The organism is Salmonella sp. NW884 (genome assembly GCF_051700745.1).
GTDB lineage: Bacteria > Pseudomonadota > Gammaproteobacteria > Enterobacterales > Enterobacteriaceae > Salmonella > Salmonella enterica.
In genome coordinates, this window is sequence record NZ_JAMMDE010000006.1 from 107,613 (window position 1) to 124,994 (window position 17,382).

Below are 17,382 nucleotides of genomic sequence, written 5' to 3' on the forward strand. Positions count from 1 at the left end.
CTCAATTGAGGGGCTTGGTATTGATTTTCAACGGAAAGAAAAACGGCAGGCCTGCGTCTTTTTTCAGACGCGGTAAGACAGAATGTCGTACACACTGAACCATGCTTCCTCCCGGCAAATTGTCCGCGATTATACTCAGCTCTGTTTTGGGATCAAGCGAATTAATGCATGATTTACTTGTCGCAAACGGTTCTTATGAATTTAAATTCATTTTAAGCAAATAATTAATTTGTTTGTGTACCAGCGCCGTGCGCTGAACGACCCGCGGTGCGACCCAGACAATACTGCTACCGGCAACGACGCCGAGAATTTCCGGCAATGCGTGGTAATCCAGAATTCTCGCGACGGCGCGACCATAACCTGCCGCCGTATGGATAAGGATAAATTCGCTATTATGTTCAACGCTGACGACCATTTCAGCTATTGAACGTCCGGCATCCGGCGAAGGACGCCGCTGGGGATTTACGGAATAAATCTTTTGTCCCTTCGTATTTCTGATTTTTATTGCGCCCAGCAGCTTGAGCAGGCGCGAAACCGTAGACTGGCTGATACCTTCAAATCCCTCATTTTGTAAATCGCGGCGAATCTCCTCCTGGGACAGGTAACTTTTTTCACTAATCAGGCGCTGACAAACCGCCAGTTGCTGTTGTTCTTTGGCGGAGTAATCATCGTATTCCTTCATAAATGCACCTTATCTTTATTATTGATATCAACGGACTGGCGAAATTCATCACATTTGTCACATCGATTGCGGATCAATCGGGCGGTTTTGCAGGAAAATGAGAAGCCGATCAAAAAAGGTGACGGCGTGCCTGATGGCGCTGTGCTTATCAGTCCTGTCGGATAAGACGCGTCGCCATCTGGCTCGTTACATCATCGCTCCGATGCTCAGTACCGCCATATTCAGCAATGTCAGGATCAGCAACAGCGGCGCGACCCATTTCAGATAGCGAACATAGGGAACCCGCGCGATCGCCAGACCGCCCATGACCACGGCGGAGGTGGGAGTAACCAGGTTCACAATCCCGGAGGCCGACTGGTAGGCGGTTACGACCAAATCCCGCTGTACGTGGGCAAAATCCGCTAACGGCGCCATAATGGGCATCGTCAATACGGCAAGACCGGAAGAGGAGGGCACCAGGAAGGAGAGCAATACTTCCAGCCAGTAGGTTACGTTTATGAAAATAGTGGTAGAGAGGCCGGAAACCAGACTTTCCGCGCTGTGCAAAATGGTGTGGGTAATCATACCGTTATCCATGACCACCACAATGCCGCGCGCGATACCAATAATTAGCGCCACGCCGAGCAAATCCCGCGCGCCGTCGATAAAGGTACTGGTAAACGCTTCCTCACCCATCCGCGTTATCACGCCAACGATAATCGCCGCCGCCAGAAAGACGCCGGAGATTTCCGCCATCCACCAGCCGAGAACCGCCACGCCGTAAATCATCACCGCGAAAGAGGCGGCGAAGATCAGCAGCACCCATTTCCGGGTAGCCGTAAACTCCAGCAGTGTATTGGCGCGATTGCCGAGAAAATGAGCGCGATTTTCCTCCATTTTATCCGCCACGATAGAAAGCTCAGGGTGGGCGCGGACTTTGCGCGCATAGCGCATTACCCAAAACACGCACAGTACGTAGCCGACAATTAACAGCAGTACGCGCATCAGCATGCCCTGCGTAAAAGGGATGCCGGCGGCGTTGGCGGCAATGACCGTGGCGAAAGGATTAATGGTCGAACCGAGCGTGCCTATCCCCGCGCCGAGCAGTACGGTTGCCGCCGCCACTAACGGATCGAAGCGGGCCGCCATCATGACCGGCACCAGCAGCGTGTAGAAGGGCAACGACTCCTCCGCCATGCCATAGATAGTGCCGCCTGCGGCGAACAGCGCCATCAGAATGGGGATCATCCACTCATCTTTGCCGTTGAGTTTGACTGTTACCCGTTCAATACCGGCATCAATCGCCCCCGTTTTATTCACCACCCCCAGAAAGCCGCCGATAATCAAGACAAACAGCGCGACGTCAATGGCGCCGGCGGTGTAGGTTTCGTGGTTATAGAGGCCGTCAATCGGCGCCAGTAAAACAGCGGTAATCCCTTGCGGATGCGCGTCCACGGGAGCATACGTTCCCGCCACCGGCACCTCTTTTCCCAGCGTGGCGTTCATCGCCATTTGGTATTTTCCCGCCGGCACAATCCAGGTCATCACCGCGACCAGGGCAATAAGAATAAACAGGATGGTATAAGCGGTGGGAAATTTAAATTTACCCATGATGTTCTCTCCTGATATCACGGATATGCGCCGCAAGGGCGCATATCCTGTGGGATTAGTCGCCGAGCGTCGCCACCATGACCGCTTTGATGGTGTGCATCCGGTTTTCCGCTTCATCGAAGACTATCGAGCCTGCGGACTCGAACACCTCTTCCGTGACCTCCAGTCCTTTCAGGCCGTAAGCCATTTCGATTTCGCGTCCCACTTTGGTGTGCTCGTTATGGAAGGCGGGCAGGCAGTGCATAAACTTCACATCAGGATTACCGGTAGCGTTTACCACCTGCTGGTTGACCTGATATGGCGTCATCAGACTGACGCGCTCCGCCCAGGCTTCTTTGGGCTCTCCCATCGAGACCCAGACGTCGGTATAGAGGAAATCCACACCGTGAACGCCGTCTTCAACGCTCTCCGTTAAGGTGATACGAGCGCCGGTAACGCTGGCGATTTCCCGGCACTGCGCGACCAGCGCGGCATCAGGCCAGAAGGACTTTGGCGCTATCAGACGGATATCCATGCCCATCTTCGCCGCGCCCACCATCAGCGAATTGCCCATGTTGTTGCGCGCGTCGCCCAGGTAGGCGAAGCTCAGTTCCGGCAGCGTTTTGCCCGGCGCATGTTCCAGCATGGTCATCAGATCGGCCAGGATCTGTGTGGGGTGAAATTCATCGGTCAGGCCGTTCCAGACGGGAACGCCCGCGTATTCCCCCAGCTCTTCCACAATGTGTTGACCAAAACCGCGATATTCGATGCCGTCATACATCCGCCCCAGGACGCGAGCAGTATCTTTCATGGACTCTTTATGGCCGATCTGCGAGCCGCTTGGGCCGAGATAAGTCACCTGCGCGCCCTGGTCGAAAGCGGCGACTTCAAACGCGCATCGGGTGCGGGTAGAGGTTTTTTCAAAAATCAGCGCGATGTTTTTGCCGATCAGCGTTTGCTTTTCGCATCCGGCTTTTTTTGCGGCTTTCAGCTCAATAGCCAGATCGATGAGGTGTTGGATTTCCGCCGGGGTGTAGTCAAGCAGCTTCAAAAAGTTACGATTTTTCAGTGAAATAACCATTACAATATCCTTGTTAAAATGAATTGCCTGATGGCGCTGCGCTTATCCGGCCCACGGTTATGCGCGCTCTGTAGGCCGAATAAGGCGGAAGCCGCCATCCGGTAAAAAGCCTTATGCGTCAACGTCGGCGGTTTCACACCGAATCAAAGTGCCTTTCTCGCCCGCGAGAATGGCTTGCCCATCCGCCAGCGAGCCGATTCCGGCAATGCCGCGGCAATGGCTGACAAACTCAGCGCAGGCGGTCACTTTCGGGCCCATCGAACCGGCGTCGAACTGTATTTCACGAAGCAGCTCCGGCGTAACCTGCGCCAGCGGGCGTTGGGTGGGTTTGCCCCAGTCGAGATACACCGCGTCGGCATCGGTCAGAATGAGCAGCGCGTCGGCGTGAATTTGGCTGGCAAGCAGGGCGGCGGACAGATCTTTGTCGATCACCGCCTCGATACCGTGGTAGCCATCGGCTTTTTCCACGACCGGCACGCCGCCGCCGCCGTTACAGATAACCAGGTGATCGCGGCTAATCAGCGCGCGGATGGCATCGTTTTCCACAATGCGTTTCGGCTGCGGGGAAGGCACAACGCGGCGGAAGGCGTTACCGTCGGCTTTGAATACCCAGCCCTTTTCTGCCTGTAACGCACGGGCCTGCGCTTTGTCGTAAATGGGGCCGATATATTTGGTTGGATTGAGGAATGCCGGGTCGTTGGCATCGACTTCGACCTGGGTGAGCAGGACGCTGATTTCACGCTCCGGCAGATGATTCTTCAGCGCCTGTTGCAGCATGTAGCCAATCATGCCCTGGCTTTCCGCACCGAGAATATCGAGCGGGTAGGGCGTAACGTTAGCGTAGGCGCTATTTTGTAGCGCCAGCAGTCCTACCTGTGGGCCGTTGCCGTGCACTAACACCACGCGCCATTGCCGCGTAAGCTGGGCGATGGTTCTGGCCGCCAGTTCGATATTTTTACGCTGAATATCAGCCTCCAGCGGTTCGCCGCGTTTGAGCAGCGCATTGCCGCCCAGCGCGACGACCAGTGTGCGTTTGTTTTCCATAACGTCTCCTTTAAATACCATCGCGTTCCAGTGGACAGCTCATGCAGCATGCGCCTCCGCGCCCGCGACCCAGTTCATCGCCGGGAATGGGAAGGACGGTAATGCCGGCTTTGTCGTATTTTTCGTTGGTCCAGATGTTGCGCTCATAGCCCACCACCACGCCTGGACGCAGGGTGAGCACGTTATTGGCGTCATTCCACTGTTCGCGCTCAGCTTCAAATGCGTCGCCGCCAGTGGTGATTAAGCGCACCTGATCGATGCCAAGCGCTGTTTCAAGAGCATGAACCAGCGTGCTCTCCTGGGTTCGTTTCAGACCGCCGCGTCCGTCTGGCGTCAGCGTCCAGCACTGAACGTCCGGGCGAACGACTTCCGGATAGACGGAGAAGGTGTCGATATCAATGTGGGTCATGACGGTGTCAAGGTGCATACAGGAGCGATGTTTTGGCAGTTCAACGGCAATGACGCGTTCCGCCTGACGATGTTTAAACAATGCCTGCGCCAGGAACTCGACGCCCTGCGGCGTAGTACGTTCAGACATACCGATCAACACCGCGCCGCGGCCAATCACCAGCACATCGCCGCCCTCTAAAGTGGCGTGGTCGTAATTAATGTCCTCGTCGCCGAAATATTTAATGAAATCACCGCCTGCGAATTGAGGATGCCAGCGATAAATAGCACGTAAATTATTCGTTTCACGTTGGCGTGCAGGTTTCGCCATGGGGTTAATTGAGACGCCGTTATATATCCAGCAGGACGTGTCACGGGTAAATAGGTGATTCGGTAATGGCTTCATAATAAAGTCATTAATATCGTGAGTATCGACCACCATATTCTTTATGGAGGCGGGGATTTCGCCGTAAGTTAAACCGCCGCTTAAATGGCGAGCCAGTTCACGGTGCGGCATATCCGCCAGCCAGGCGCGAATATCTGCGGCAAAGGTGGGCCCAAGGCGATAATCGGAAATTTGCGTGTCCAGTAGCCAGGCTTTAGCGTCAGCCACATCCAGCGTCTGGGTGAGCAGGTCGGTTAACAGCAACACTTCTATCCCTTGCTGGCGCAGCGTGTTGGCAAAAATGTCATGCTCTTCGCCAGCGCGCTCTACGGATAATACATCGTCAAAAAGTAATTCCTGACAATTTGAAGGGGTAAGTCTTTTTAGGCTGAGATTGGGCCGATGCAACATTACGCTGCGTAATTGACCGATTTCAGAACCGACAAAATGCTTTTCCATCATTATACCTTTTACATAATTTCAAGAATAAAGAAGGAGTGGCTGCAAATATTTAGCGTGCTTGCAGTCGCGGCGTTTCAGTTAAATTCGGGAGCAATGATTGAATTTTATTTGGGTTGTTAATGTGATGAGATTCACATCAATCAAGGAGTGCTATTTTTCTTACTTAATATATGAGCCGGGTCAGAGAAATTCAAAAAACAATAAGGCATTAAATGAATTACTACGCAGCTATATGGTTTGTTATTTTTTTATTGTTAATTATTTGTTTGTTGTATTGAATGATATTTAAATCTTAACTCATTGAAAATAAAATGATTATTTTTAATGGTTGCATAACTATGCGTGAGGGGGATTTTATTATCGGGGATATTTAAATAATTTAAAAATAACTATGGATAGAGAAGTCATTTATGCAGGGAGAGCGAATTGTGATCGCTAAAACGTTTTTATGTTAACGCCTTTAATATCAAAGCGTTGTTAGTGATGGCAATTTGGCGCCGCTGGGGTTTATGCATAGGTACTGCATAAAGTTGGGCGAACTATTAACAATATAGAAACACCGCTGGCGATAAACATGCGCTGGCGCAAAATCGATGAGAGTAAGGGTAGTATGGCAGCCATTTTTCTCGTATAAAGAGAAATATAAAACGCTGTTTTAACTAAGGGGATGCGATGATTATTGGCAATATTGAATATCTGGAGGCCTGGCTGCCGACGGCGTTACGGCAGGCGATTGAGCACGTCAATGCGCATGTCACGGCAACGACCGCGCCAGGTAAGTATGACATTGACGGCGACAGGCTGTTTTATATGATTTCTGAAAATATGACGGAGCCGGGCGAATCGCGCAGCGCAGAGTATCACGCCCGTTATCTTGATATTCAGATTGTGCTACAAGGTCAGGAAGGGATGGCATTCAGTACCCGGCCTGCGGGAACGCCGCACACGGACTGGCTGGCGGATAAAGACATTGCATTTTTACCGACGAGCGTCGACGAGAAAACCGTCGTCCTGAACGAAGGCGACTTTGTGGTGTTTTATCCCGGCGAAGTGCATAAGCCCCTGTGCGCGGTGGGAGAACCGGCGCGGGTACGTAAAGCGGTTGTGAAAATGCTGATGGCGTAATATTTTGTGCCGGATGGCGGCGCCTGCACGTTGCGATCTTGTAGGCCAACCGCCATCCGGCATCATCACGACATTATTTAGACAGCGTCGCTACCATTACTGCTTTGATGGTATGCATGCGGTTTTCCGCTTCATCAAAGACAATGCTGGCCGCAGACTCAAAAACCTCGTCGGTCACCTCCATCCCGCCATGTAAACCGTACTCTTCGGCCATTTTTTTGCCGAGCGTGGTTTCGTCATCATGGAACGCAGGCAGACAATGCAGGAACTTAACCTGCGGATTGCCGGTTAAGGCCATCATCTGGCTGTTGACCTGATAATCACGCAGCAGGGCAATACGCTCCGCCCATTTCTCTTTGGGTTCGCCCATAGAGACCCAAACATCGGTATAGATAAAATCCGCACCTTTTACGCCCGAGGCGATATCTTCGGTCAGGGTGATGGCGCCGCCGTTCTTTTTCGCCATGGCGCTGCACTCCGCCACTAACGCGGCTTGCGGCCAGCAGGCTTTTGGCGCGACCAGACGGAGATCCAATCCTGTTAACGCGGCGGCTTCCAGCATGGAGTTACCCATGTTATTACGCGCGTCTCCGGCATAGACCAACGTCATCTCGTTAAAGGCTTTACCCGGCAGATGTTCCTGCATGGTGAGCAGATCCGCCAGTAATTGCGTTGGGTGATACTCATCGGTTAAACCGTTCCATACCGGCACACCGGAATATTCAGCCAGCGTTTCGACGATCTCCTGGCCATATCCTCGATACTGAATACCGTCAAACATCCGGCCCAGGACGCGGGCAGTATCTTTGATGGACTCTTTATGGCCGATCTGGCTCCCGCTGGAACCCAGGTACGTCACGCGCGCCCCCTGATCGTATGCGGCAACTTCGAAAGAGCATCGTGTCCGGGTCGAGTCTTTTTCGAAGATGAGCGCAATATTCTTACCCACCAGCTTTTGTTCTTCTTTACCGTTTTTCTTATCGGCTTTCAGTTTGGCGGCAAGCTGCAACAGAGCAGTGAGCTCGCTGGCGGTGAAATCAAGTAACTTTAAAAAAGGTTTTTGGTAAAACGTAGACATACTTCCCTCACATGGCTTAGGCCTCTCATTGAATTAAAATTCACTTTATATGGATGATTATTCATTTGCAACCCTGTTTGATAAAACTTTTCTCGATAAGGTGGAGGCAACGTCGGCGGTATGTGACAATAAGAGTATCGGCAGGACATCTATGAGGAACGAGCTATGGCAAACCCGGAATTACTGGAAGAGCAGCGTGAAGAAACGCGGTTAATTATTGAAGAGTTACTTGAGGATGGCAGCGATCCGGATGCGCTGTACACTATCGAGCATCACCTTTCCGCTGACGATTTCGAAACGTTGGAAAAAGCCGCGGTAGAAGCCTTTAAACTCGGCTATGAAGTGACGGAGCCGGAAGAGCTGGAAGTGGAAGAGGGCGATACGGTTATTTGTTGCGACATCCTCAGCGAGTGCGCGTTGAACGCCGAACTCATCGACGCTCAGGTTGAGCAACTGATGAACCTGGCGGAAAAATATGATGTCGAATACGACGGCTGGGGAACCTATTTTGAAGACCCTAATGGCGAAGAGGGTGATGACGACGATTATGTCGATGAAGATGACGACGGCGTGCGTCACTAAAGCTGCATAGTATGACGGTACGGCAGCGTCTGCTGTCGTATTTTTTTAACAGGTTACGTATGAATTACCCGCAAATACTCTCTCCGGTGCTTAATTTCCTGCATTGCCCGACGCCGCAGGCGTGGATTGTCCAGGCCCGCGATCCGCAAAATCTTCCTCTTCTGCTTACCGATCACCTGATCTGCGAACTGAAGGCTGCGCAAACCGCGTTGCTGTTGGTGCGTAAATATGTCGCCGATAAATCGGGCGTCGACGCGCTGCTCTCCTGGCTGCAACCTTACGAGGCGTTCGCGTTTCGTCAGGGGCCGGAGCCGGATTTTGTTGCCCTGCATAAACAGATTAGCAAAAGCGCCATGCCGCAAACTGATGACCCCTGGGGACGTCAGCTTATCGACCGTATGGTGTTATTGATTAAAGAGGAGTTGCACCATTTTTGGCAGGTACGCGAGGTCATGCAGGCCAGAAACATTCCTTATGTGAAAATCACCGCCAGCCGCTACGCGAAAGGAATGTTGAAAGCGGTACGCACGCACGAACCGCTCACCTTAATTGATAAGCTGATTTGCGGGGCGTATATCGAAGCCCGCTCCTGCGAACGTTTTGCCGCTCTGGCGCCCTGGCTGGATGAGGATTTACAGACGTTTTATCTCTCGCTTCTGCGCTCCGAAGCGCGGCATTATCAGGATTACCTGGCGCTGGCGCAGCAGATTTCCGCCGAGGACATTTCTGCGCGCGTGCGCTATTTTGGCGAGGTGGACGCTGACCTTATCTTGTCGCCAGACCGCGAGTTTCGTTTTCATAGCGGCGTGCCAGCCGCCGGATAAAGCGTAAAATTAAAGATTAGCGTTTTTATCTTTTACGCTGTCGCCGTCTGCAAAATTTGTGGTGGTCATCCGCCCGGCATCAAGCTGCTGGCGAGCAGGAAAAGTCATTTTCATGATATTCTGTCCTGAGTAAAGCCTGCCCTGCGGCAGGCAAAAAGAACTCACTCAGTGTTATATTCCCGAAAGGTGACCTTGAACAATGCCATTTTTGCATCATCACTACGGGTTCTTGTGTTGAAATACTTACTGTTTCACGCCTTTTGACGCTTCAGAGCAGGTCTTGCCAACAAAGGTTTGTTTAATTTTGTTGATGGAGGTTGTTTTATTACCTCCTGCATCGACATCCGATTTCATGGTCATCGCAAATTCTGTATCGCTTATTTTCGTCGTTTCTACAATAGAGTGCGATTTGACATCAGGATTATTACAGACAGTCTCATTGATCAGTTTGGTATCCGTACTTTCTACAAATGTTGTCGTGCAACCGCCTGCACTGGTAGAAAAACCCTTCACCATTTTCTTAGAATCTTCAGACATTTTAGGGGTGTAACACATAAGCGTCTCTATGCCCGAATTTTTTTCATCCATTAATACTTCTTTTGTATCTGGATTGATGGTGCGCATTTCTATATTTTCCATTTTCCATTCGCCGGGCTGTATATCTAATGCATATACATTAGAGATACTAATAAACATAGCGGGGAAAACAATTGCTGATAATAGGCGTTTCATTTATAACTTCCTTGAATAATAAGTGATTCCCGGATAACAGGATGTTTCCGGGATTACTTATATCAGCAAAAATAATACCTGGCGAGGATAAATAAACGCCTGGCTTTCAGAGATCCTTTAACATCCTCACTTCGCAATCGACATGTCCGGTGCAGCCGAGCGGTTCGCTAATATGTTCAAATCCTAAACGTTCGTATAGCGCAATCGCCTCGCGTAAAAAAGCCGTTGTTTCCAGATAGCAGCGTTTAAAACCCTGTTCACGGGCATGATCCAGCGCCATCAGCGCCAGCTTTTTCGCCAGCCCCTGACCACGAATCACCGGTAAAAAATACATTTTTTGCAGTTCACAAATGTCTGGTTCGCTACAGGATAACGGCGCCACGCCGCCGCCGCCCACCACACAACCGTTTTGCTCTACCACCCAGTAGGCCGCGCCCGGTTGGCTATAAACCTGATACAGTTCATCCAGATTGGGGTCGGCAACGGTATAACCTTTATCGGCGGTAAGTCCGTATTCCGCTGAAACCTGACGGATGACACGGGCAATAGCGGCATTGTCGGCGGTAGTGATTCGGCGCACCGTGAGCGTTGGCGAGGCGACATTATTCATAATATGGCTCAATTTTTAAAATTTATTTATAGATTACTTTAATACCACCGTCTTGAGTTACGCGCAAGGAGATCCTGAATCAGACAAAATAAAAGGCGGAAAAATTAAACAAAAATAGTATCGTAGTCAAATCAGTAACAATTTACTGGTTTTTATTATTAATTCTAATAGATTGTAATTCAGGGATATGATTCATGAATAACGTTATCAGTAGTAAAGATAACCATAATCACACGTTGGTGTTTACAGGCAAGGGCGGAAAGTATTTTGTTATTTGCCTTGTGAATTTCTTGTTGACGTGTATTACGTTGGGAATCTATGCGCCGTGGGCGATGGTGAAATGTCGACGTTATATTTATACTAATATGACGCTAAACAATCAGCCTTTTGCTTACAAAGCTACGGGCAGCGCATTATTTATTAGTGTGTTGTTAGTTTTTATTATTTATATTGTTAGCCTCTCTCTTATTGAACACGGTCATCCCGGTCTCGGTTTTACGCTATTCGGCTTATTAATTGCGATTATTCCTTTTATGGCGGTGAAAGGATTACAGTATCAGGCGATGATGACTTCGCTTAATGGCGTACATTTTGGATTCCAGTGTTCCATGCGGCGCGCCTGGTGGTACATGTTCGCTCTCCCGGTACTCCTGATGGTGGCGCTTTATATTGTTCTTTATATTATCTCACTGGTAACCATCGCCGTCGGCGGTTTAGTGTTCAATATCGTTTTTCTCGGTTTGCTGGCTATTATTGGGATAGGGGTCATTAACGGTATTACCTACAGCAAATGGATGACCTTGTTTGGCAATGGCGCAAACTTTGGCATTCATCGTTTCTCGATTCAGGTTAATGTTAAAACGTGCATCAGAGGGTGCGTGTTGGCAATGTTGACCCTTTTCCCTTTTGCTGTCGTGATTGGTTATCTAATCGCGCCGGTGTTCACCGACATGATTCTTTTGAGTATGATGGGGAATGCGCAGGCAGGAGGGGCGCTTATTCTGCAATATTATGGCCAGATAATGGCATGTTATTTCCTCTATTTTCTCGCGATTATTGTGGTAACCAGTTACTTATATGTGGCGTTACGCAACCTGTTTTTAAACAATTTGTCACTGGCGAGCGATTCGATTCGTTTTCATTCCTCTGTCACTGCACACGGTATGCTGTGGCGGTTACTGGTGGTGTTTGTGATTTCCGGCGTGACCTTAGGGCTGGCTTATCCGTGGTTGAAAATTTGGCTGGTGAGCTGGCTGGCGCAGAATACACAGGTCCAGGGCGATCTGGATTCGCTTGAGTTAACCAATGATGAGAAGCCGCTGGGAAACAGCCTGCTAATGTGGATTTCTCGTGGCATCATGCCTTACTTCCCGTTTATCTGATGTAAAAAGGCCGACGTTTACGTCGGCCCATAATTCATGTTGTCGGATGGCGGCGTGAATGCCTTATCCGGCCTACCGATCGCGCCATGTCAATAAGCGAACGAGTAGGCCTGATAAGCGACGCGCCATCAGGCTTTCAGATTACAGCGCGCTAATAACCGCCTGCTGCTCAATCAGCTTCGCTTTCGCTTCTGCATAGCCTTCCAGCTTCTCACGCTCTTTGGCAATGACCGCTTCCGGCGCGCGGGCAACGAAACCTTCGTTGGACAGTTTGCCTTCGATACGGGCAATCTCGCCTTCGATTTTCGCCACTTCTTTCGCCAGACGCGCCAGCTCATCGTCTTTGTTGATGAGGCCAGCCATCGGGATCAGCAGTTCAGCGCCGTCGATGATTTTGGTCACGGAAACCGGGCCTTTGTCATCGGCTGGCAGTACGGTGATGCTTTCCAGACGCGCCAGGGTTTGCAGGAAGCTACGGTTGTCGTTAACACGACGAACGGCTTCTTCACTACAGCCGCGCAGCAGCAGTTCCAGCGGTTTGCCCGGGGCGATGTTCATTTCCGCACGAATGTTACGTACCGCGACGATCGCCTGCTTCAGCCACTCGGTATCGGCCAACGCGGCTTCATCCACCTGTGCGGCGTTATATTCCGGGAACGGCTGCAGCATGATGGTGTCGGCGGTAATACCGCAAATGACCTTCACGCGCTGCCAGATGGTTTCGGTGATGAACGGGATGATCGGGTGCGCCAGGCGCAGCAGACCTTCCAGTACGGTGACCAGCGTATGACGGGTGCCGCGCAGTTCAGACTCGGACCCCCCGGTCATTACCGGCTTGGTCAGCTCCAGATACCAGTCGCAGAACTGGTTCCAGGTGAACTCGTACAGAATGCCTGCGGCGATATCGAAGCGGAAGCTATCCAGCGCGTCGCGGTAGGCTTTAACGGTTTGGTTGAATTCCGCCAGGATCCAGCGGTCCGCCAGCGACAGAGTCATTTCGCCGCCGTTGAAGCCGCAATCCTGCTCTTCGGTGTTCATCAGCACAAAGCGGCTGGCGTTCCACAGCTTGTTACAGAAGTTACGGTAACCTTCCAGACGCTTCATATCCCAGTTGATATCGCGACCGGTCGAGGCCAGCGCCGCCAGGGTAAAGCGAAGGGCGTCGGTGCCGTGCGGCTCAATGCCGTTCGGGAACTGCTTCTCGGTACGCTTGCGAATTTTCTCCGCCATCTGCGGCTGCATCATATTGCCGGTGCGTTTTTCCAGCAGTTCCGGCAGGGAGATGCCGTCCACCATATCCAGCGGGTCGATAACGTTACCCTTGGATTTGGACATCTTCTGGCCTTCGTCGTCGCGAATCAGACCGGTCATATAGACGGTATGGAACGGCACCTGCGGCTTGCCGTTTTCATCTTTGATGAAGTGCATGGTCATCATGATCATGCGGGCAATCCAGAAGAAGATGATGTCGAAGCCGGACACCATCACGCTGGTGGGGTGGAACTGACGCAGGGCGTCGGTGTTTTCCGGCCAGCCGAGGGTGGAGAAAGTCCACAGCGCGGAGGAGAACCAGGTATCAAGAACGTCTTCGTCCTGACGAAGCTGAACGTCGGCGCCGAGGTTATTTTCCTGACGCACTTCGTCTTCGGTACGACCAACGTAGACGTTGCCGTCGTTGTCATACCATGCCGGGATACGGTGACCCCACCACAGCTGACGAGAGATACACCAGTCCTGAATATCGCGCATCCAGGAGAAGTACATGTTTTCGTACTGCTTCGGCACGAACTGAATGTCGCCGTTTTCAACCGCTTCCACCGCCGGTTTCGCCAGCACGTCTGCACGGACGTACCACTGGTCGGTCAGCATCGGTTCGATAACTACGCCGCCACGGTCGCCGTAAGGGACGGTCAGATCGTGCGGTTTAATTTCTTCCAGCAGGCCGAGCGCGTCAACCGCAGCAACGATGGCTTTACGGGCAGCAAAGCGTTCCAGCTTCTGGAACTCAGCCGGAATCTCGCTGGAATAAACGTCAGACTCTTCACCTTTGGTATCGAACACTTCCGCGCTTTCACGGATGTCGCCGTCAAAGGTCAGGATGTTGATCATCGGCAGGGCATGACGTTTCCCGACCTCATAGTCGTTAAAGTCGTGCGCCGGGGTGATCTTCACGCAGCCGGTGCCTTTTTCCATATCGGCATGTTCGTCGCCAACGATTGGAATGCGGCGGTTAACCAGCGGCAGAATAACGAATTTGCCAATCAGATCTTTATAACGCGGATCTTCCGGGTTCACGGCCACGCCAGTATCGCCCAGTACGGTTTCCGGACGGGTGGTGGCGACGACCAGGTAATCTTTACCGTCTGCGGTTTTCGCGCCGTCGGCAAGCGGATAGCGGATGTGCCACATCGAGCCTTTGGACTCGCGGTTTTCCACTTCCAGGTCAGAGATGGCGGTGCGCAGTTTCGGATCCCAGTTCACCAGGCGTTTGCCACGGTAAATCAGGTCTTCTTTGTACAGGCGGACAAAGACTTCTTTCACGGCATTGGAAAGACCTTCGTCCATGGTGAAGCGTTCGCGCTCCCAGTCAACGGAGTTGCCGAGACGGCGCATCTGACGGGTAATGGTGCCACCGGATTCCGCTTTCCACTGCCAGATTTTGTCGATAAACGCATCGCGGCCGTAGTCGTGACGGGTTTTACCTTCTTCAGCGGCAATCTTGCGCTCAACCACCATCTGGGTCGCGATCCCGGCGTGGTCGGTGCCGACCTGCCACAGGGTGTTTTTACCCTGCATACGCTGGTAACGGATCATGGTATCCATGATGGTTTGCTGGAAAGCATGTCCCATATGCAAACTGCCGGTGACGTTCGGCGGCGGGATCATGATGCAGAAGGACTCTTTGCTTTCGTCGCCGTTAGGCTTGAAATAGCCCTGCTTTTCCCAGTGCTCGTAAAGCGGCTGTTCGATATCTTGGGGGTTATATGTCTTTTCCATTATTTCCAGGTTGCCGTATTCAGGTTAAAACCAGCCACGCGGTAGGCTTTGTAGCGTTCGCGCGCCAGTTGTTTCAAAGTTTCTTCGTAAGGGACGAAGTCTACCACTTCTGTGAAAGCGGTGGCAAAATCTGCAAAGCTTGTACGCAGGCTGATTAAAATATCGCGCGGGCTGCTGTTGCGTTTTTGCGGCCAGGCGATTTCAACCGGCGCGCCGCCGCGTGGGCCTTCGCCTGCCAGATTGTGCGGGACAAAACTTTCCGCCGGTCTTGCCCACAGCGCTTCATCCAGCCGAATGGCCTGCTTCTCATCTTCGCAGGCGATCAGCACGCGCTTGCCGGCGCGCCAACGTTCTGCGGCAATTTCACACACCAGTTGTTCAACGGCGCTTAAACCATTGACGGTAGTGTCATTATCCAGAAGATAGAACGTCGCATTTTTCATATATGGGGCTTCTTGTGGTGGATTTAAATGCGTTGCCATGATGCCTCCCGTAGGCCGGATAAGCGTGGCGCCATCCGGCAAAACGCCTGATGGCGGCGCTAATGCGCCTTATCAGGCCTACGGGGTAATCTCAAACTTACTCTTCGCCGTTAAAGCCCGCACGATTGAGCAGGAACTGCGACAGCAGCGCTACCGGACGACCCGTCGCGCCTTTCGCTTTGCCGGATCGCCAGGCGGTGCCGGCGATATCCAGGTGCGCCCAGTTGTACTTACGGGTAAAGCGCGACAGGAAGCAGCCCGCGGTGATAGCGCCGCCAGGACGACCACCAATATTCGCCATATCCGCAAAGTTGGACTCCAGTTGTTCCTGGAACTCATCGCCCAGCGGCAGACGCCACGCGCGGTCGCCCGCTTGCTCGGACGCGCCGATCAGTTCATGCGCCAGCGGGTTATGGTTCGACATCAGACCGGTAATGTGATGGCCCAGCGCAATCACGCAGGCGCCAGTTAGCGTCGCGACGTCGATAACCGCTTCCGGTTCGAAGCGCTCAACGTAGGTCAGCACGTCGCACAAAACCAGACGGCCTTCGGCGTCGGTGTTCAGGACTTCAACGGTTTGACCAGACATGGTGGTCAGCACGTCGCCCGGACGATACGCGCGTCCGCCCGGCATGTTTTCACAGCCCGCCAGTACGCCGATAACGTTAATCGGTAGCTGAAGCTCGGCAACCATACGCATCACGCCGTAAACCGCCGCCGCGCCGCACATGTCGTACTTCATCTCGTCCATCCCTTCAGATGGCTTGATGGAGATGCCGCCGGAGTCGAAGGTCAGGCCTTTACCCACCAGCACGATCGGGCGCGCGTCTTCGGATGGATTGCCCTTGTACTCAATCACCGACATCAGCGATTCATTCTGCGAACCGTGGCCGACCGCCAGATAAGCGTTCATACCCAGTTCGCGCATTTGCTGTTCGCCGATTACGCGGGTGATGACATTTTTGCTGTAGCTGTCAGCCAACTGGCGCGCCTGTGACGCCAGGTAGGCGGCGTTACAGATATTGGGCGGCATGTTGCCGAGATCTTTCGCTGCCTTAATCCCGGCGGCGATGGCCAGACCGTGCTGAATGGCGCGTTCGCCGCTGGTGAGCTCACGGCGGGTCGGCACATTAAAGACCATCTTACGTAGCGGGCGGCGCGGCTCGCTCTTGTTGGTCTTGAGTTGATCAAAGCTATAAAGCGTCTCTTTGGCCGTTTCGACGGCCTGACGCACTTTCCAGTAGTTGTTGCGGCCTTTGACGTGCAGTTCGGTCAGGAAACAGACGGCTTCCATCGAACCAGTATCATTCAGAGTATTTATCGTTTTCTGAATAACCTGCTTATACTGACGTTCATCAAGCTCGCGCTCTTTGCCGCAACCAATGAGGAGGATTCGCTCGGAAAGAACGTTAGGAACATGGTGCAGCAACAGAGTCTGCCCCGGTTTTCCTTCCAGTTCGCCGCGACGCAGCAATGCGCTGATGTATCCGTCGCTAATTTTGTCGAGCTGTTCTGCAATCGGAGAAAGGCGACGCGGTTCAAAGACGCCCACGACAATGCAGGCACTCCGCTGTTTCTCCGGGCTACCGCTTTTTACACTGAACTCCATGCACTATGCTCCTGAATCTTAAAGACAACAGTGGTGGCTACAGCTATACTCGTCGTCTTTCAAGTTGCAGATGCGTTGGCTGCGCCTGCTCACCCCTGTCACTTACCTGATGTAAGCTCCGGGGCTTCACAGTCTTGCCGCCTGCCTGCAACTCGAAATCCATTAGAGTATAGAAATTGAAAGCTTTCGTAACTCATGTCCGCTGTTGCGGTGACTTCGTGTTAATCTTAACGTTATTACGGCATTGGCACGTCAGAACAAGTTCTGAGAGGTGAATCCGCTGAGTATAATGATCTTAGCGATGATTTCGACGACTCAAGAGAATAAATGACGTTTAAGCCATGAAACAAG

18 protein-coding genes and 2 pseudogenes are annotated in these 17,382 nt (G+C 52.1%); 6 read left to right on the forward strand and 14 right to left on the reverse strand.

The features are described 5' to 3' along the window. Position 1 precedes the first annotated feature (1 nt). Positions 2-103, reverse strand: a complete 102-nt coding sequence (gene pyrL / locus NA197_RS14715) for a pyr operon leader peptide (RefSeq protein ID WP_064043029.1) — start codon at positions 101-103, stop codon at positions 2-4. Between pyrL and NA197_RS14720 the strand changes: the two are divergent. After that, positions 83-224: pseudogene (locus NA197_RS14720) on the forward strand (hypothetical protein). The gene pyrL and the pseudogene NA197_RS14720 overlap by 21 nt on opposite strands. On the opposite strand, the gene NA197_RS14725 reads toward NA197_RS14720, so the two are convergent. From NA197_RS14725 to arcA, 5 genes are all read right to left on the reverse strand, one after another. Next, positions 194-682, reverse strand: a complete 489-nt coding sequence (locus NA197_RS14725; RefSeq protein ID WP_000666051.1) for an arginine repressor — start codon at positions 680-682, stop codon at positions 194-196. The pseudogene NA197_RS14720 and the gene NA197_RS14725 overlap by 31 nt on opposite strands. Before the next feature lie 186 nt (positions 683-868). After that, positions 869-2,272: a YfcC family protein gene (locus NA197_RS14730; protein ID WP_000514435.1), complete on the reverse strand. Its 1,404-nt coding sequence runs from the start codon at positions 2,270-2,272 to the stop codon at positions 869-871. Positions 2,273-2,327: 55 nt separating this feature from the next. Then, positions 2,328-3,332 carry an ornithine carbamoyltransferase gene (gene argF / locus NA197_RS14735; protein WP_000237031.1) on the reverse strand — a complete coding sequence of 335 codons (1,005 nt, stop codon included), beginning with the start codon at positions 3,330-3,332 and terminating at the stop codon, positions 2,328-2,330. A 111-nt stretch (positions 3,333-3,443) separates the two neighbouring features. Beyond that, positions 3,444-4,376 carry a carbamate kinase gene (gene arcC, locus NA197_RS14740; protein WP_064043030.1) on the reverse strand — a complete coding sequence of 311 codons (933 nt, stop codon included), beginning with the start codon at positions 4,374-4,376 and terminating at the stop codon, positions 3,444-3,446. A gap of 10 nt (positions 4,377-4,386) precedes the next feature. Continuing rightward, a complete protein-coding gene (arcA, locus tag NA197_RS14745) occupies positions 4,387-5,607 on the reverse strand; it encodes an arginine deiminase (protein ID WP_064043031.1) in 1,221 nt (406 codons plus the stop codon). A 675-nt stretch (positions 5,608-6,282) separates the two neighbouring features. On the opposite strand from arcA, the gene NA197_RS14750 reads away from it, so the two are divergent. Next, the gene (locus NA197_RS14750) at positions 6,283-6,735 is read left to right on the forward strand and encodes a YhcH/YjgK/YiaL family protein (protein WP_000583462.1); all 453 of its coding nucleotides are present in this window, start codon (positions 6,283-6,285) and stop codon (positions 6,733-6,735) included. A 73-nt stretch (positions 6,736-6,808) separates the two neighbouring features. On the opposite strand, the gene argF (NA197_RS14755) is transcribed toward NA197_RS14750, so the two are convergent. Next, positions 6,809-7,813, reverse strand: coding sequence for an ornithine carbamoyltransferase (gene argF, locus NA197_RS14755; protein WP_000103041.1), 1,005 nt, complete (start codon positions 7,811-7,813; stop codon positions 6,809-6,811). Further along, positions 7,783-7,962 carry a putative translational regulatory protein ArgL gene (gene argL / locus NA197_RS14760; protein ID WP_371045364.1) on the reverse strand — a complete coding sequence of 60 codons (180 nt, stop codon included), beginning with the start codon at positions 7,960-7,962 and terminating at the stop codon, positions 7,783-7,785. The genes argF (NA197_RS14755) and argL overlap by 31 nt, the downstream gene beginning before the upstream one ends. A gap of 16 nt (positions 7,963-7,978) precedes the next feature. Between argL and rraB the strand changes: the two genes are divergently transcribed. Together rraB and miaE are read left to right on the forward strand one after the other, a co-directional pair. Continuing rightward, positions 7,979-8,395 carry a ribonuclease E inhibitor RraB gene (gene rraB, locus NA197_RS14765; protein WP_000002940.1) on the forward strand — a complete coding sequence of 139 codons (417 nt, stop codon included), beginning with the start codon at positions 7,979-7,981 and terminating at the stop codon, positions 8,393-8,395. 11 nt (positions 8,396-8,406) lie between these two features. Continuing rightward, positions 8,407-9,219 (forward strand): tRNA isopentenyl-2-thiomethyl-A-37 hydroxylase MiaE, encoded by an 813-nt coding sequence (gene miaE, locus NA197_RS14770; RefSeq protein WP_064043032.1) that lies wholly within the window; start codon positions 8,407-8,409, stop codon positions 9,217-9,219. A gap of 243 nt (positions 9,220-9,462) precedes the next feature. Here miaE and NA197_RS14775 read toward each other — a convergent pair whose 3' ends face one another. Both NA197_RS14775 and NA197_RS14780 read right to left on the reverse strand, forming a co-directional pair. Further along, a complete protein-coding gene (locus NA197_RS14775) occupies positions 9,463-9,951 on the reverse strand; it encodes a DUF3617 domain-containing protein (RefSeq protein WP_064043033.1) in 489 nt (162 codons plus the stop codon). Positions 9,952-10,057: 106 nt separating this feature from the next. Next, the gene (locus NA197_RS14780; protein WP_001519079.1) at positions 10,058-10,561 is read right to left on the reverse strand and encodes a GNAT family N-acetyltransferase; all 504 of its coding nucleotides are present in this window, start codon (positions 10,559-10,561) and stop codon (positions 10,058-10,060) included. A 194-nt stretch (positions 10,562-10,755) separates the two neighbouring features. Here NA197_RS14780 and NA197_RS14785 point away from each other — a divergent pair, with 194 nt between their 5' ends. Continuing rightward, on the forward strand, positions 10,756-11,943 hold the full coding sequence (locus tag NA197_RS14785; protein WP_064043034.1) for a YjgN family protein: 1,188 nt from the start codon (positions 10,756-10,758) through the stop codon (positions 11,941-11,943). A 44-nt stretch (positions 11,944-11,987) separates the two neighbouring features. Here the strand turns inward: NA197_RS14785 and NA197_RS14790 are convergent. From NA197_RS14790 to pepA, 4 genes and pseudogenes are all read right to left on the reverse strand, one after another. Further along, a pseudogene (locus NA197_RS14790) lies at positions 11,988-12,076 on the reverse strand (hypothetical protein); the annotation flags it as partial. Between the two features lie 8 nt (positions 12,077-12,084). Further along, a complete protein-coding gene (locus NA197_RS14795) occupies positions 12,085-14,940 on the reverse strand; it encodes a valine--tRNA ligase (RefSeq protein WP_064043035.1) in 2,856 nt (951 codons plus the stop codon). Next, entirely contained in the window at positions 14,940-15,383 is a 444-nt protein-coding gene (holC, locus tag NA197_RS14800; RefSeq protein WP_001523689.1) for a DNA polymerase III subunit chi, read from the reverse strand. Before holC ends, NA197_RS14795 begins: the two co-directional genes overlap by 1 nt. A gap of 136 nt (positions 15,384-15,519) precedes the next feature. Beyond that, entirely contained in the window at positions 15,520-17,031 is a 1,512-nt protein-coding gene (gene pepA / locus NA197_RS14805; protein WP_000397158.1) for a leucyl aminopeptidase, read from the reverse strand. Between the two features lie 280 nt (positions 17,032-17,311). Here pepA and NA197_RS14810 point away from each other — a divergent pair, with 280 nt between their 5' ends. After that, a complete protein-coding gene (locus NA197_RS14810; RefSeq protein WP_212724070.1) occupies positions 17,312-17,362 on the forward strand; it encodes a hypothetical protein in 51 nt (16 codons plus the stop codon). Positions 17,363-17,382 lie beyond the last annotated feature (20 nt).